Annotated in this window: 12 protein-coding genes and 2 tRNA genes; 8 read left to right on the top strand and 6 right to left on the bottom strand. The window is 62.4% G+C overall.

Annotated features, from left to right (window positions below; translation table 11 throughout):
* Nucleotides 1–2: 2 nt before the first annotated feature.
* Nucleotides 3–2,792: a ribonuclease E/G gene (locus VGO12_RS15860; RefSeq protein WP_327513705.1), complete on the bottom strand. Its 2,790-nt coding sequence runs from the start codon at nucleotides 2,790–2,792 to the stop codon at nucleotides 3–5.
* Between the two features lie 746 nt (nucleotides 2,793–3,538).
* On the opposite strand from VGO12_RS15860, the gene VGO12_RS15855 reads away from it, so the two are divergent.
* The 3 genes from VGO12_RS15855 to prfB all read left to right on the top strand — a co-directional run bounded on the left by VGO12_RS15855 (nucleotide 3,539) and on the right by prfB (nucleotide 8,797).
* Nucleotides 3,539–4,780 (top strand): N-acetylmuramoyl-L-alanine amidase, encoded by a 1,242-nt coding sequence (locus tag VGO12_RS15855; protein ID WP_414650732.1) that lies wholly within the window; start codon nucleotides 3,539–3,541, stop codon nucleotides 4,778–4,780.
* A 334-nt stretch (nucleotides 4,781–5,114) separates the two neighbouring features.
* Nucleotides 5,115–7,568 (top strand): penicillin-binding protein 1A, encoded by a 2,454-nt coding sequence (locus VGO12_RS15850; RefSeq protein ID WP_327513704.1) that lies wholly within the window; start codon nucleotides 5,115–5,117, stop codon nucleotides 7,566–7,568.
* 97 nt (nucleotides 7,569–7,665) lie between these two features.
* Nucleotides 7,666–8,797, top strand: a protein-coding gene (gene prfB, locus VGO12_RS15845) for a peptide chain release factor 2 (protein ID WP_327513703.1) whose coding sequence is annotated in 2 segments (ribosomal slippage) — nucleotides 7,666–7,734 and nucleotides 7,736–8,797 — 1,131 coding nt in all. Because the reading frame shifts where the segments join, the coding sequence is not laid out codon by codon here.
* Between the two features lie 119 nt (nucleotides 8,798–8,916).
* On the opposite strand, the gene VGO12_RS15840 is transcribed toward prfB, so the two are convergent.
* A complete protein-coding gene (locus VGO12_RS15840) occupies nucleotides 8,917–9,411 on the bottom strand; it encodes a hypothetical protein (RefSeq protein ID WP_327513702.1) in 495 nt (164 codons plus the stop codon).
* Nucleotides 9,412–9,517: 106 nt separating this feature from the next.
* Complete coding sequence (locus tag VGO12_RS15835) at nucleotides 9,518–10,291, bottom strand: NAD kinase (RefSeq protein ID WP_327513701.1); 774 nt, start codon at nucleotides 10,289–10,291, stop codon at nucleotides 9,518–9,520.
* Between the two features lie 156 nt (nucleotides 10,292–10,447).
* On the opposite strand from VGO12_RS15835, the gene VGO12_RS15830 reads away from it, so the two are divergent.
* Nucleotides 10,448–10,523, top strand: a tRNA-Thr gene (locus VGO12_RS15830).
* 84 nt (nucleotides 10,524–10,607) lie between these two features.
* On the opposite strand, the gene VGO12_RS15825 is transcribed toward VGO12_RS15830, so the two are convergent.
* Complete coding sequence (locus VGO12_RS15825; protein WP_327513700.1) at nucleotides 10,608–10,931, bottom strand: hypothetical protein; 324 nt, start codon at nucleotides 10,929–10,931, stop codon at nucleotides 10,608–10,610.
* Between the two features lie 29 nt (nucleotides 10,932–10,960).
* Here VGO12_RS15825 and VGO12_RS15820 point away from each other — a divergent pair, with 29 nt between their 5' ends.
* Nucleotides 10,961–11,440 (top strand): hypothetical protein, encoded by a 480-nt coding sequence (locus VGO12_RS15820; protein WP_327513699.1) that lies wholly within the window; start codon nucleotides 10,961–10,963, stop codon nucleotides 11,438–11,440.
* A 26-nt stretch (nucleotides 11,441–11,466) separates the two neighbouring features.
* Here the strand turns inward: VGO12_RS15820 and VGO12_RS15815 are convergent, their stop codons facing one another.
* Nucleotides 11,467–12,408, bottom strand: coding sequence for a LysR family transcriptional regulator (locus VGO12_RS15815; RefSeq protein ID WP_327513698.1), 942 nt, complete (start codon nucleotides 12,406–12,408; stop codon nucleotides 11,467–11,469).
* A 138-nt stretch (nucleotides 12,409–12,546) separates the two neighbouring features.
* On the opposite strand from VGO12_RS15815, the gene VGO12_RS15810 reads away from it, so the two are divergent.
* Both VGO12_RS15810 and VGO12_RS15805 read left to right on the top strand, forming a co-directional pair.
* Nucleotides 12,547–13,167, top strand: coding sequence for an FMN-dependent NADH-azoreductase (locus VGO12_RS15810; RefSeq protein ID WP_327513697.1), 621 nt, complete (start codon nucleotides 12,547–12,549; stop codon nucleotides 13,165–13,167).
* A gap of 130 nt (nucleotides 13,168–13,297) precedes the next feature.
* Complete coding sequence (locus VGO12_RS15805) at nucleotides 13,298–13,573, top strand: hypothetical protein (RefSeq protein ID WP_327513696.1); 276 nt, start codon at nucleotides 13,298–13,300, stop codon at nucleotides 13,571–13,573.
* Nucleotides 13,574–13,688: 115 nt separating this feature from the next.
* Here the strand turns inward: VGO12_RS15805 and VGO12_RS15800 are convergent, their stop codons facing one another.
* Nucleotides 13,689–14,564, bottom strand: coding sequence for an RNA methyltransferase (locus tag VGO12_RS15800; RefSeq protein WP_327513695.1), 876 nt, complete (start codon nucleotides 14,562–14,564; stop codon nucleotides 13,689–13,691).
* 217 nt (nucleotides 14,565–14,781) lie between these two features.
* Between VGO12_RS15800 and VGO12_RS15795 the strand changes: the two genes are divergently transcribed.
* Nucleotides 14,782–14,866 (top strand) — tRNA-Tyr (locus VGO12_RS15795).
* Nucleotides 14,867–14,872 lie beyond the last annotated feature (6 nt).

The following is a 14,872-nucleotide window of genomic DNA, read 5'->3' as shown; positions in this document are numbered from 1 at the left end:
TCTTAGAAGAAGCCGCGGCGCTGCCACCAGCCGCCCTTCTTGGGCTTGTTCGGCTCTTCTTCTTCACCCTCGGGCTTCGGCGCGCTCGACGTCACCACCGGTTCCGAAGCGATCTTCGACAGGTCGCGGTTCGCACGCACCGGCTTGGTCTCGGCGAGATCGGCCGCAGCCTCTTCCACGGCTTCAACGGCGACGTCGGGCTCGGCAGGCTGGTCTTCGATGGCCGCCTGCGCGACTTCGTCGACGGTTGCGGCCGGCTCTTCCGCCTTGACCGCCTTCTTGCGGGTCCGCTTCGGCTTGGCAGGCTTTGCGTCTTCTTCGACGGCGACGAAGGTTTCCTCGACCGCGACCACCACCTCAGCCTCGGCGACAGGAGCCGGAGCGTCTACGCTCGGTGCTTCCTCGGCGGCTTCGCCATCAGCATCCGAACCCGCTTCGAGCTGGCCTTCGCCTTCGCCTTCGCCCTCTGGACGGTTGCGACGACCGCCACGCTTGCCGCGCCGGCGCCGTTTGCGCTTCTGGTCACCATCGGCCGCGGTGGCGTCTGCGTCGACGCCTTCGTCGTCCGCGTCGTCCTCATCGGAGCCGTCTTCAGCTTCACCAGCCGATTCGGAGACCTGAAGAGCGCTGCCCTCGGCCTGCTGTCCGCCCTTGCCGCGACGGCGGCGGCGACGCTTGCGCTTGCGGCCATTCTGATCGTCGGACTGGGCCGCAGCCTTCGGCTGTTCCTGGCGCTGTTCCGCGACGATCTCTTCGGCTTCATCTTCGTCGAGATCCTCTTCGATCACGACGTCGTCTTCTTCCTCTTCCGGCTCGAAGTGCAGCAGCTGCTCGATCTTGACCGGGTTTTCGACCGGCTCGCCACGATCGATCGCGAAGTGCTGCGCGCCGACATGGGCGTCAGCCTCGATGATGATCGAAACGCCGAAGCGGCCTTCGTAATCCATGATCGTGCCGCGCTTCTGGTTGAGCAGGTAGAGCGCGATGTCCGGAATGGTACGCACGGTGATGTCGTGCGTGGTGTTCTTCAGCAGGTGCTCCTCGATGCCGCGCAACACATGCAGGGCGACGGAGGACTGCGAGCGAACGTGACCCGTGCCATTGCAGTGCGGGCAGGTCTGCATCGTCGATTCGAGCACCGAGGCGCGGATGCGCTGACGCGACATCTCGAGCAGGCCGAAATGCGAGATGCGTCCCACCTGGATGCGGGCGCGATCGTTTTTCAGGCAATCCTTCAGGCGCTTTTCGACCGAGCGATTGTTGCGCTTTTCTTCCATGTCGATGAAGTCGATGACGACAAGGCCGGCAAGGTCGCGCAGGCGCAACTGGCGTGCCACTTCTTCAGCGGCTTCCAGGTTCGTCTGGAGCGCAGTGTCCTCAATCGAGTGCTCACGGGTCGAGCGACCGGAGTTGACGTCGATCGAGACCAGCGCTTCAGTCTGGTTGATGATGATGTAGCCGCCGGACTTCAGCGTCACCTGCGGCTGCAGCATGCGGTCGAGCTGCGCTTCGATGCCGGAGCGCGAGAAGATCGGATGCACGTCGCGGTAGGGCTGAACCACCTTGGCGTGGCTCGGCATCAGCATCTTCATGAAGCCCTTGGCTTCCTTGTAGCCTTCCTCGCCGGAAACGATGATCTCGCCGATGTCCTTGTTGTAGAGATCGCGGATCGAGCGCTTGATCAGGCTGCCTTCCTCGTAGACGAGGCAGGGGGCGGTGGAGTTCAGCGTCAGCGTGCGGACGTTTTCCCAAAGGCGCATCAGGTATTCGAAATCGCGCTTGATCTCGACCTTGGTGCGGTTGGCACCGGCGGTGCGCAGGATGACGCCCATGCCCTGCGGCACTTCGAGGCCGCGGGCGATTTCCTTCAGGCGCTTGCGGTCCTGCAGGTTGGTGATTTTGCGGGAAATGCCGCCGCCACGCGCCGTGTTCGGCATCAGCACCGAGTAACGGCCGGCAAGCGACAGATAGGTCGTCAGGGCTGCGCCCTTGTTGCCGCGCTCTTCCTTGGCAACCTGCACGAGCAGGATCTGGCGGCGCTTGATGACTTCCTGGATGCGGTACTGCTTGCGCGGCTTGCGGATCTGGCGATCCGGAACCTCTTCCATGGCGTCTTCGGCGCCGACCGATTCGATGACTTCCTTCTCGCCGTCGTGGCCATCGTCGTCGTCATCATCGTCGTCATGGCGACGGCGGCTGTCGACGTCTTCGGAAATCGCGTCGGTATCGACCATGGCGGCCATTTCGCCGCTGTTGCTCTCGTCGCCGTCGGCGGAGGCGGTAGCCGCTTCTTCCGCAGCCTTGGCCTTCGTCTTGCGGGTGCGCTTCGGCTTTGCCTTGGGCTTTTCGACCGCGGCTTCCGCTTCGGCGACCGGTTCAGCCGTTGCGGCTTCGGCCACCTGCACGTCGACTTCGGCAGCGATCTCAAGATCGACGGGGACGGAAAGTTCGCTCTGCGGCGCCGGAGCGGTTTCGACATGCTCGATGTCGTCGTCGCGGCGCGCCTCTTCCGCTTCGGCCTTCAACAGGGCCTGACGGTCGGCAAGCGGGATCTGGTAATAATCGGGATGGATTTCCGCGAAAGCCAGAAACCCGTGGCGGTTACCGCCGTAGTCGACGAAGGCGGCCTGGAGCGACGGCTCCACCCGGGTGACCTTCGCCAGATAGATATTGCCGCGGATCTGCTTCTTATGTTCCGACTCGAAGTCGAACTCTTCTATGCGGTTTCCGCGTACGACAACGACGCGCGTCTCCTCGGAGTGAGACGCATCGATAAGCATTTTCTCTGCCATCTAAGCTGTGCTCCTCGGCCCACCAGCGGAACGGGAGACAGATCTGCTTCCTTGGGAAGACTGCCAAACACGTCGGAAGGTGCGCCGGATATGAAAGTTCCCGTTTGGCGCAGCTGATGGTGCAGCAGCCAGACGACAGCGGGAACATGTGTGTCCCGGGGCCGCGTTACTTCTGACCGATACTGCTGAGTCAACATCAATGACCAAACAAGAATGCCAATGTCCAAGGTCTCATGAAGACCCGATGAATGCGCCCGCTTGCGGGCGTCGGTGAAAAATCACCATCAAGAGCTCCGGCCACCGCCGGAAATTTGCGATCCAGTGTACGGGGAGGAAATGCAGCGACGGCGGATGAACATCCTGCGACCGCGGACGTGCGATGCGTTTAACCGGTCAATCCGGTTCGACCACACCCTGGCGCCAAGCTTTGGAGAAGCTCCGGCTGCCCGGTCGACTGTTCTATCCCGTCAACACTTTCTCCTTGTGACGCTTGTATGTTTTCTATGTCACATTGGCAAGGGAAAAGCCCGTGCCGCCACAATAATGATCGATTCGCTTGCCCACGTGCAGTAGGTCGGCGATCGGGGAATTGATCGCGGTGACGCCCTGTGGGAAATGATCGTTGTCAAGCTTTGGTTAACTATAAGGGTTCATTGATCAATCCTGTGTGCGTGGTCGCGCGTCGGCCACTGTTGGTTTCCTGGGAAAGCGGTGGAGAGCCAAAGGTGAAGCCTTCGGCGGTTGGTATGCGTGGATTGCTCTTGTCGTTGTTGTGCCTGAACGGGCGCCTGCTCGGTGCGTCGCTGCTCGCGTGCGGCCTGTTGATGGCTGTTCCTGCCGCCCAAGCTGCGGAGCCTGCACCGTTGCTTGCATTTGGTGCGCGGATTGCAGGCGACGACGCGCGCACCCGCGTTGTTGTCGAGTTTGACCGCAAGCCCGATTTTTCCCTTCATTACGTCTCCGACCCTGTACGCGTCGTCGTCGACCTGCCGGAAACGGCGTTCGGATTGAAGTCTGACAGCCTCGAGCCGCGCGGTCTGTTTGACGCCATCCGTTACGGCGGCATGGGCGCCGGCAGTTCGCGCATCGTGCTCTCGGCCACGGGGCCGGTTGCGGTGACGAAGGCCGAAGTGATCGCGGAGGAGGGGGGCAAGGGCTACCGCCTCGTTCTGGATGCCGAACGGGTCGACCAGGCGCGCTTCGACACGCTGCTTGGCGAACAGCAGTGGACCGGTTCGGTCGCGGCTGCCAAGTCAGACAGGCCGGTTGCCGTCGCTCCGACGAAAGAGGGCGGCCCGTTCATCATCGCGATCGACGCCGGGCACGGCGGCATCGACACCGGCGCGCTTGCGGGCGAGACGAAGACCGAGGAAAAGCATGTCACGCTGGCTTTCGCAAAGGATCTCGTCGAGGCGCTCAATCGTGGGCCAGGCATCGAGGCATTCCTGACGCGTGACAAGGATGTCTTTCTATCGCTGCCACAGCGCGTGCAGATCGCCCGCAACAAGGGCGCCAACCTGTTTATTTCGCTGCATGCGGACGCGTTGAAGCAGAAGGACATCCGCGGCGCGACGGTCTACACCATATCCGACAAGGCGTCCGACCATCTGGCTGCAAGCCTCGCCACCCGTGAAAACCTCTCCGACGAGATCGCCGGCGTGCCGCTGCAGAGCGAGCCGGCCGAGGTCGCGGATATCCTGATCGACCTGACACGTCGCGAGACGCAGGCCTTCTCGGTCAACATGGCGCGTGCCGTCGTCTCGTCGTTCGAGGGGCAGATCAACCTGATCAATAATCCGCACCGCTTCGCCGGATTCCGCGTGCTGCAGGCGCCGGACGTGCCGTCGATCCTTCTTGAATTGGGCTTCCTGTCGAACAAGGAGGACGAGAAACTGTTGCTCGATCCGGAGTGGCGCAAGAGGGTGTCCGAGCGCCTCGCGGTGGCCGTTCAGCGCTATCGCGAGCAGGCGGTCGCCAGCGGCGGTTGACGTTTCGAGGCAGGTCCGGGGACGAAGTGATTTGTGTCGCCCCGGTAACAGCGCTATGCTTTTCAGTGGGATGCGCACGCAATAATCGGTATAGAGCCCTATTTTACGCACAATCCGGACCGTATCCGGAATTGCGCCCGGTTTTGTTGGGAAACAGAGTTGAAGCCAGAGGTTCCTCGCCATATGAGGAGCCGGGCCTGGCGATAGCCGCAGTGACTGGCGATTTCTAACGGAAGAGTTTGGTCGGGCCTGTGCGAGGCGGTTGGACAGAGCATGTGCTGTCGGCTGAACAGTCCGGCGATTGGACGATAATTAAGGTACCGGTATCTGACTGATGATCAGGCTGATTGGATATTTCTTCGGGATTGGTGCGTTCTTGCTGCTCGGCGTGGCTGCGGCCGCGGCCCTCTATCTGGGCATGGTCAGCAAGGATCTGCCGGACTATGAGGTGCTGGCGAAGTATTCGCCGCCGGTGACCACGCGTTTTCACGCCGGCAACGGCGCGCTGATGGCCGAATACGCCCGCGAGCGCCGCCTCTATCTGCCGATCCAGGCCATCCCGGATCGCGTCAAGGCGGCCTTCATCTCGGCGGAAGACAAGAACTTCTACCAGCACCCGGGTGTCGACATCACGGGCCTTGCGCGCGCCATCGCCGTCAACCTGCAGAATTTCGGCTCCGGCCGCCGTCCGGTCGGCGCCTCGACGATCACGCAACAGGTCGCCAAGAACTTCCTGCTGACGTCCGACCAGACGATCGACCGCAAGGTCAAGGAAGCGATCCTGTCCTTCCGCATCGAGCAGGCCTACAGCAAGGACCGCATTCTCGAACTCTATCTCAACGAGATCTTCTTCGGCCTGAACTCCTACGGCATCGCCGGCGCGGCACTGACCTATTTCGACAAGTCGGTGACCGAGTTGACCATTGCCGAGACCGCCTACCTTGCAGCGCTGCCGAAAGGCCCGGCCAACTACCATCCGTTCCGGAGGACCGCAGCAGCGCTCGAGCGTCGCGACTGGGTGATCGACCGCATGGTGGAAAACGGCTACGTCACCAAGGCTGACGGCGAAGAGGCCAAGAAGCAGCCGCTCGGCGTCAATCCGCGCCGCGGCGGCGCACATCTCTTTGCATCCGACTTCTTCGCCGAGGAAGTCCGTCGGCAGATCATCCAGAAGTACGGCGACAACGCGCTTTATGAAGGCGGCCTGTCGGTCCGAACGTCGCTTGACCCGCGTCTGCAGACCGCGGCGCGCAAGGCCCTTCAGGCCGGCCTGTTGACCTATGACGAACGTCGCGGCTTCCACGGTCCGGTCAAGTCGATCGAGATCGGTGGCGACTGGGGTGAACCCCTGGGTGCCGTTGTTGCCTTTAGCGATGTCCCCGAATGGAAGCTCGCCGTCGTTCTCTCGGTCGACGGGCAGGGCGCCGAAATCGGCATCCAGCCGGACAAGGAGGCCTCGGGCAAGATCGTGGCCGAGCGTGTCACCGGGCATATTTCGGCCAAGAACATGCAGTGGGCCTACCGCTCCGCCAATGGCGATCGCAAGACGGCGAAGTCTCCCGAAGGCGTCTTCGGCGCTGGCGACGTCGTCTATGTCGAGCCGCTCGCGGAGAAGGGCGAATATCGCCTGCGCCAGCCGCCGAAGGTGCAAGGCGGCCTTGTCGCCATGGACCCGCAGACCGGCCGCGTGCTGGCGATGGTCGGCGGCTTCTCCTACGGCCAGTCGGAATTCAACCGCGCGACGCAGGCGATGCGTCAGCCGGGCTCCTCGTTCAAGCCCTTCGTCTACGCCGCGGCGCTCGACAACGGCTACACCCCGGCATCGGTCATTCTCGACGCCCCGATCGAGATCGTCGCCGGCGGCCAGGTCTGGCGCCCGGAGAACTACGGCGGCGGTTCGGCCGGCCCGTCGACGCTCCGCCTCGGCATCGAAAAGTCGCGTAACCTGATGACGGTCCGCCTCGCCAACGACATGGGCATGAACCTTGTCGCCGAATATGCCGAGCGCTTCGGCATCTACGACAAGATGCCGCCGCTGCTGGCGATGTCGCTCGGTTCGGGCGAAACGACGGTGCTACGCATGGTGTCGGCCTATTCGGTGCTCGCCAACGGCGGCAAGCAGATCAAGCCGTCGCTGATCGACCGCATCCAGGATCGCTACGGCAAGACGATCTTCCGCCACGAGGACCGCACCTGCGACAATTGCAATGCCGGTGACTGGCAGGACCAGGACGAGCCTGTTCTGACCGACAACCGCGAGCAGGTGCTCGACCCGATGACCTCCTACCAGATCACGTCGATGATGGAAGGTGTGGTCCTGCGCGGCACCGCCGCCGGCAAGATCAAGCTCGACCGCCCGGTCGCCGGCAAGACCGGCACCACCAACGACGAAAAGGACGCCTGGTTCGTCGGCTACACGCCGGACCTCGTTGCCGGCCTCTATCTCGGCTTCGACAATCCGGCGCCGCTCGGGCGCGGTGCGACCGGTGGCAGCCTTGCCGTGCCGATCTTCAACGACTTCATGACCGAAGCGGTCAAGGGCACGCGCCCGAGCAAGTTCGTCGTGCCCGAGGGCATGAGCATGGTCGCCGTCAATCGCAAGACCGGCATGGCCGCCCAGGAGGGTGAACCGGACACGATCATCGAGGCGTTCAAGCCCGGCACCGGCCCGGCCGACAGCTTCTCGGTCATCGGCGGGCTCGACCAGTATGTGCCGCCGGAAGAGATTCTCAAGAATTCGCCGCAGGCAAATCAGGCCGTCACATCCGGTTCCAACGGCCTGTTCTAAGCCTTGGCCTCTCTCTCAATGCCCGCCGCCTTTACATCAGCGGCGGGCATCGTTATTTGACGCTCACTCCATTTTCAGGATCACAAGAAGCAGGATCATGCGCAGCGAAATCGAGAACATTGTCGACGAAATCAAGCAGGCCATAAGCCTGCTGAGGAGGCATCTTTGACTGGGATCAGGCGGTAAGACGACTGGACTGGTTGAACAACAAGGCGGAAGACCCGACGCTTTGGAACGATGCTTCGGAAGCGCAGAAGCTGATGCGCGAGCGCCAGCAGCTTGATGACGGCATCAATGGCCTGCGCCGTTTCGAGCAGCAGCTCAACGACAACATCGAACTCATCGAACTCGGTGAGGAAGAGGGCGACGCCGACATCATCGCCGACGCCGAGCAGGCGCTGCGCGACCTCAGGAACGAAGCGGCCAAGAAGCAGGTCGAAGCCATGCTTTCGGGCGAGGCCGACCAGAACGACACCTATCTCGAAGTGCATTCGGGTGCCGGCGGTACCGAAAGCCAGGACTGGGCCAACATGCTTCTGCGCATGTACACCCGCTGGTCCGAGCGTCAGGGATACAAGGTCGAGCTTCTGGAAATCCAGGACGGCGAAGAGGCCGGCATCAAGTCCGCGACGCTGCTCGTCAAGGGCCACAATGCCTATGGCTGGCTGAAGACCGAATCGGGCGTGCACCGCCTGGTCCGCATCTCGCCCTATGACAGCAACGCCCGCCGCCACACCTCGTTCTCCTCGATCTGGGTCTACCCGGTCGTCGATGATTCGATCCAGATCGACATCAACGAGAGCGATTGCCGTATCGACACCTACCGTTCGTCGGGCGCCGGCGGCCAGCACGTCAACACCACCGACTCGGCCGTGCGCATCACGCACATCCCGTCGGGCATCGTCGTGCAGTGCCAGCAGGAACGGTCGCAGCACAAGAACCGGGCGAAGGCGTGGGACATGCTGCGTGCGCGTCTCTACGAAGCGGAACTGAAGAAGCGGGAAGAGGCCGCCAATGCCGAAGCCGCATCGAAGACGGATATCGGCTGGGGCCACCAGATCCGCTCCTATGTCCTTCAGCCCTATCAGCTGGTCAAGGACATGCGCACCGGCGTCGAAAGCACGGCACCGGGCGACGTTCTCGACGGCGAACTCAACGAGTTCATGGAGGCCGCTCTTGCCCACCGCGTCAGCGGTGGCGCCGATGCGGTCGTCGACGATCTGAACTGAGGCGGCCAGCGGCCCGCGATGCAAAATGAAAAAGGCCGGGTGCTCGCACCCGGCCTTTGCTTTTCGGTGGATGCCTGAATTCCGGACGCAAACGCATTCGGATTTTCGACGAGTTGCGCTTAGTTCGAGGCCCGTTCGATCTTGATGTCGCCGAGATCGTCGATGAGCACGGTCCAGGTTTCCGGCTCGCGCTCGGCCGGATCGGTCTTCAGGTAGACGGTCGCAAACATGCCGGGCTGCGCGGTGACGCCGGTCGACGTTTCCGGGCGAATATCGGTGACATAGCCCTTGAGGGCCGAGAATTCCTCGAGTTCGGCTGAGGACACCACGACTGGGCCTGATGCTGTCGACTCGATCTGCTGCAGATGGACCTGCGCCGTTCCGTCGGTCTGGCGAAGCGCGATCAGCTTGTAGTAGCCGCGCCGTGCGGCGCCCTGTTGCCCCGCCGGAGCGGACGTATTCGGATCGAGCACGGAAAGCGGCTCTCCGCTTTCCTCCCAATAGCCGGTGCTGGTGACGAAGGTTGCTTGCGGCGGCACGACGCCCGCATCTTCCGCCTTGGCGCTGGCGCTGCCGGCCAAGATGGCAAGCGCGAGAAGGGCGGGTTTGAACATCGGCATTCCTGTCCTTTCAGCCGGCGGCTCGACATCGTGGCGGCTCTCGATCGTCAGGATCGCAATCGCCGCGGATGATAACACAGCTCGCACGGGCAGCGTGCGCTCAGTTGGAAAATTGCTCGGCCAGGATGCGATCGGACCAGGAATGATCCGGGTCCGAAAGAATGCGCGCCGTCATGTTTTCCGATTCGGCGATGCGAACCCTGACCACCGACTTGACTTCCTGGTGGTCGGCGACCGCGTTGACCGGTCGCTTGTCGGCTTCGAGGATCTCGATCTCGACCGTGACACGGTTCGGCAGAAGCGCGCCACGCCAGCGGCGCGGTCGAAAGGCGCTGACCGGGGTCAACGCCAGAAGTGGCGCCTCGAGCGGCAGGATCGGTCCGTGAGCCGAGAGATTGTAGGCGGTGGAGCCGGCCGGCGTCGCGACCAGCAGACCATCGCACGTCAGTTCCTCAAGCCTTGTCTTGCCGTCGATCAGGACGCGCAGCTTCGCTGCCTGGTAGGATTGGCGAAAGAGGTAGACCTCGTTGATGGCAAGTGCTGTGAAGCTCTCGCCATAGACATCGGTCGTCTGCATCTCCAGCGGACGGAATGCATTCTCGACCGCCTGGCATATGCGGTCCGTCAGGTTCTCGGTGCTGTAGCGGTTCATCAGGAAGCCGACCGAGCCGCGGTTCATCCCGTAGACCAGCTTGCCGCTGTTCATGGTCTGGTGCAGCGTCTGCAGCATGAAGCCGTCGCCCCCGAGCGCGACAATGACGTCGGCCTTTGCCGGATCATTGTCGCCATAGATCGCCTTGAGATCGGCCGCCGCTTTTTGAGCCTCCTCTGCGGGCGAGGCGAGGAAAGCGAAGGAATTGAACGTTCGGGCCATTAAACTCTAGTCCGTTCGATGCGTTGCGCGCCGCTTACGGCGATCTCTCTTTTCGTTTCTGGCATGGCCCGAAACCGAACGCATCTGAAAAATTGGGAGAATTCGCAATTTTGCTTTACACCGCACGAGATTATGGTAACTCCCATCGCAGTGCGTGCCCTTATAGCTCAGTTGGTAGAGCATCTGATTTGTAATCAGAGGGTCGGGAGTTCGAGTCTCTCTGGGGGCACCAGCACTCATCAATCTCTTGATTGCAGAATTCTCAAAAGGCTACGTCGATGATGTGGTCGCGACGCCATGCTCGGGCGTTGGACGATCAATCGCGCCCGGCCAGGATCACCATGAAGACGGGCGTGCCGATCAAGACGCCGCCAATTGAAAACAGCGGCCCGTAGATCAGCGCGCTGAGTGGAATCATGGACGTGCATTCCGCGATGCCGTCCTTCAGGCAGTTGTAAGATCCACCCTGGAAAATGCCATAGATCGGCAGAAACAGTCCCGCGACGAGCAGGCTGACAACAAATGCCAGGATGGCAGAGGCAAGCAGGGTTCCAAGTGTTCTCATGTTGCTGGAATATAGACAACTCCTGGTTCCGGCAAACTCCGAATGTGGTGCAAGGTCGGCGGGCGTCGAGCGCATATTCTGTTTCCGGTTTCCGAAGAAAGGTGATGGTCATCAAACGCTTCCCCTTCGCGGCAGGTCTCAGCAGCTTGAGCAGGCGCATGCCGTTGCCACCGATCAGCCGGGCGGCCGTTGCTCTCTTCGGCCTTGCCGCGCTCGCGGCCGGTTCAGCCGGTTCACAGGCGCCGCCCGATTGGGATGAGGTGCATTCAGGCGCGACCGACGTCCCCGGCGTGGGGCCCGTCCACTTTTCCGTTGGCTACAGCAGCGTCGGGTATGATCACTTTCGCTCGGAGATCGTTGTGCGATGGCGCGATGGCGCGGATCGGACACAGGCGATCTACGACGGCATTTACGACAGGCCACCGGCAAAGGTCTGGGGTATTCAGGGCCATCTCTGCGTTTCGATGCAAGCCTGCGCCCGATACGAAGATGCCTGCACAACGCAGATGCTAGCCTATCGCTATGATGCCGCGGCCAAGGCTTTCAACGAGCTTGCCGACGGCGAAGCGTCTTGCCGTCGATAAACGCGCCGAGCCGCAGTGCGACGGCATCAGATCTCGAACGACGGTCCCATGCGCACCGGGACCTCCCGGCATTTCTGCAGGGCGTTGAGCAAGTTTTCGGCGAGATAGTCGATCAGCGCCCGGGTTGCCGGCAGCATGCCCTGGCGGGACGGGAATACCAGGTGCACGACGACGTCGTTCGAGGTCCATTCCGGAAGCACGGGAACAAGCACGCCGGCGCGGAAGGCGCGTTCGCAGATGTGGTCGGGCAACAGTGCCACGCCCATGCCTTCGATCGCCGAACGTTCGAGAATCAGGAAATCGCTGCAGCCGATGATCGGACGGTGCGTGATCTCCGTCGTGTTTCCGTCCGCCGAGACCAGTCGCCAGACATCGGTCGGGTGTTGCTCGTTCATCGACAGCGTCGCCTGCTGACCGAGATTGTCGATGGTGATCTCGCCGGAGCGGGCGAGGAAGGTCGGGCTCGCGGCCAGCCGCTCGCGCACCTCGCCGAATTTTCGGATGATCAGCTGGTTGTCGGTATCGAGCTGGCCGCGGGCACGCAGCGCCACGTCGACGCGCTCCTCGATCAGGTCGATCCGCCGGTTGGTCGCGGTAATCAGGAGCCTTACGCCGGGATAGCGCCGATGAAAGGCCGGCAGGATATCGGCGAGCATCGGGGTAAAGCCGAGCGGGCAGGCGAGGCGCACAGTCCCTGTTGGCTCGGCGCGCACCGCAGCGATCTCTGCCTCGGCAGCGGCAACGCCTTCAAGCAGGCCCTGGCAATGCTCGTAGAACACCCGGCCGATGTCGGTGACGCGCAGCTTGCGGGTCGAGCGCTCGAGCAGGCGCACGCCAAGCTGTTCCTCAAGGCGTGCCACATGTTTGCTGAGCTTGGATTTGGGTATGTTGAGATCGCGCGCCGCGGCGCTGAAGCCGTTGCTGCGCACCACGGCGGCAAAGAGCGCGAGGTCGTTCAGGTCCTGCATTGTCTGGGTCTCCGAAGTCCGGATTGCTTGCCCGATTGTTTCCGTCTGGAAACGGTATGTCAAATAGACGCCGACTTATCGGGTGATTGTTTTCCCATCATATGTGGATCACCGCAACGCAAACACAAAGGTGTTCCCATGAACGTTCTTCATATCGATTCCGGTATCCTTGGTGATCACTCGGTTTCCCGCCGCCTGACGGCGGCGCTTTCTGCCCAGGTCAAGGCCGATCGCCCGGATGCCAAGGTGACCTATCGTGACCTCGCCGCAAGCTCGCTGCCGCACCTGACCGGCGCACAGATCATGGCGCCCGCCGATCTGGAAGGCGTCGACGCCGCGCTTGCAGCCGACGTCAAGCTTGGCCGCGACATGCTCGAAGAGTTCCTCGCCGCCGACACCGTCATCATCGGCGCGCCGATGTACAATTTTGGCATCCCGAGCCAGCTGAAGGCGTGGATCGACCGCATCGCCGTCTCCGGCAAGACCTTTCGCTACACCGAGAACGGTCCCGAAGGCCTTGCCAAGGGCAAGAAGGTCATCGTCGCCTCGACCCGCGGCGGCCACTATTCCGCTGGCCCGGCGGCCGTCATGGATCACCAGGAATCCTACCTGAAGACGGTGTTCGGCTTCCTTGGCGTTACCGATGTCGAGTTCGTTCGCGCCGAAGGCCTGAACCTCAGCGCCGACAGCAAGCAGTTCGCGATCGCCGAAGCCGAAAAGACCATCTCGGAAGGCGGCGTTCTTCGCCTGGCGAGCTAATCATCATAATCACCGGGCCGTGAAAGCGGTCCGATGATGGGGCGTTGGCCCCGCGTGCGGACGGTGCCGGTTGCCCATGCAGCCGGCATTGTCCGTTTTCGGCGATCGAAATCTGATCTATAATTGCGCCATGACAAAAGGGCGGACGATCCTGTTGGGCATGACCGCTGCGGTGGCGACACTGCTTGCCGTCAGCGTCGCGCGCGCCGGACCTCCCGATCATGACTGCACCTGCCGCAACCGTGATGGCTCGAAATATGAGCTTGGGCAGGTCGCCTGCCTGCGGGTAGACGGCAGCGCCTATATGGCGCGCTGCGAAATGAACCTCAACGTGACCACCTGGAAGAAGCTGCGCGACGGCTGCCCGACGGCGCAGTGGTCCGAGGCAGTGACGGCCATCCGCTAGTTCCGGACGAGAGGCAGGGACCTGGCCGCCTGCGCGCTGTCTACGCGGCGATCACGCGCGGCCCACGGGCGCGCAAGGGCCGCAGCCCCTGCAACAAATCCCCCGGCCGACGTGCCTAGCGCTTCAGGTGCTGGCGCGCCGCGTACATGGCGATCGCGGCCGCGTTCGATACGTTCAGCGACTTGATGGCGCCGGGCATGTCGAGCCGGGCCAGGGCCGTGACGATCGAGCGGGTCTTCTGCCGCAAACCCTTGCCTTCGGAACCGAGAACAAGCGCGATCTTCTCGGACGAGAAGGTGCCCTCCAGCGGCTCGGGCCCTTCCGAATCGAGCCCGATCGTCTGGAAGCCGAGACGATGCAGTTCCTCGATGGTGTCGGCGAGGTTGCTGATCTGGATATAGGGGATCATTTCCAGTGCGCCGGATGCCGACTTGGCAAGCACACCCGATTCGGTCGGGCTGTGGCGCATGGTGGTGATCAGCGCGCCGGCGTCAAACGCGACCGCCGAGCGCATGATGGCGCCGACATTGTGCGGATCGGTCACCTGATCGAGCACGAGAATGAGCGGGCAGTCGCGCAGCGCATCGAGCCGGCGGGTCGGCAGGGCGCGCGTCTCGAGCATGACGCCCTGGTGGATCGCGTCCGGTCCGAGGATCTTGTCGAGATCCTGCGGCGAAACGGTTTCGACGGGGAAGGGCAGGTCCGAAAGCTCGCCGAGTTCAAGCCTCGCAGCGGCGTTCTGGGTCACGCTCAGGCGAATGATCTGGCGTGCCGGGTTGCTCAGGGCCGCACGGACCGTGTGCAGGCCGTAAAGCAGCACCTGTTCCGGGGCGAGCTGCGGCGCCTTCCAGTCGGCCGGGGCCTTGCGGCGCCTGTCCTCTTTCGGGGTTGGAATTTCGCCACGCTCGCGCTTGGCGTCGCGGTGCGCGCGCCTGAGGTTTGCGTAATGGGTGTCCTTGGCGCTCTTGTCGCCCGTACGATCTTTGCTCATTGGCGTCTTATAGAGGGGTTGCCTGTCCGGCGAAATGGTTTTCCGCGCAGGGGCCAATTTTGCGCCTGTGGAGAAAATCGGATTTTTTGCACCGACCCGTGTTGACAGGATGAAACGAGGCAGTCATATACCCGGCCACAGATCGAGAGCGGCAACGACAAGTCGCTGGTTGTCTCACGATCTCAAATGCTTGGTCGAAAGATCCCGACAGAATAATGGAGGGATGCCCGAGTGGTTAAAGGGGACGGACTGTAAATCCGTTGGCTCAGCCTACGTTGGTTCAAATCCAACTCCCTCCACCATTCTGC

Origin of the sequence: Ensifer sp., assembly GCF_035999135.1 — a bacterium.
Classification (GTDB): domain Bacteria; phylum Pseudomonadota; class Alphaproteobacteria; order Rhizobiales; family Rhizobiaceae; genus Ensifer.
Note: the sequence above shows the minus strand (reverse complement) of the source record. Positions and strands in the feature narration are given on the sequence as shown.

What these genes read in the sequence shown, in the direction of transcription:
- VGO12_RS15860 (WP_327513705.1), bottom strand. Translation starts at nt 2,792, where the DNA reads ATGGCAGAGAAAATGCTTATCGATGCGTCTCACTCCGAGGAGACGCGC.
- VGO12_RS15855 (WP_414650732.1), top strand. Translation starts at nt 3,539, where the DNA reads ATGCGTGGATTGCTCTTGTCGTTGTTGTGCCTGAACGGGCGCCTGCTC.
- VGO12_RS15850 (WP_327513704.1), top strand. Translation starts at nt 5,115, where the DNA reads ATGATCAGGCTGATTGGATATTTCTTCGGGATTGGTGCGTTCTTGCTG.
- VGO12_RS15840 (WP_327513702.1), bottom strand. Translation starts at nt 9,411, where the DNA reads ATGTTCAAACCCGCCCTTCTCGCGCTTGCCATCTTGGCCGGCAGCGCC.
- VGO12_RS15835 (WP_327513701.1), bottom strand. Translation starts at nt 10,291, where the DNA reads ATGGCCCGAACGTTCAATTCCTTCGCTTTCCTCGCCTCGCCCGCAGAG.
- VGO12_RS15825 (WP_327513700.1), bottom strand. Translation starts at nt 10,931, where the DNA reads ATGCGCTCGACGCCCGCCGACCTTGCACCACATTCGGAGTTTGCCGGA.
- VGO12_RS15820 (WP_327513699.1), top strand. Translation starts at nt 10,961, where the DNA reads ATGGTCATCAAACGCTTCCCCTTCGCGGCAGGTCTCAGCAGCTTGAGC.
- VGO12_RS15815 (WP_327513698.1), bottom strand. Translation starts at nt 12,408, where the DNA reads ATGCAGGACCTGAACGACCTCGCGCTCTTTGCCGCCGTGGTGCGCAGC.
- VGO12_RS15810 (WP_327513697.1), top strand. Translation starts at nt 12,547, where the DNA reads ATGAACGTTCTTCATATCGATTCCGGTATCCTTGGTGATCACTCGGTT.
- VGO12_RS15805 (WP_327513696.1), top strand. Translation starts at nt 13,298, where the DNA reads ATGACAAAAGGGCGGACGATCCTGTTGGGCATGACCGCTGCGGTGGCG.
- VGO12_RS15800 (WP_327513695.1), bottom strand. Translation starts at nt 14,564, where the DNA reads ATGAGCAAAGATCGTACGGGCGACAAGAGCGCCAAGGACACCCATTAC.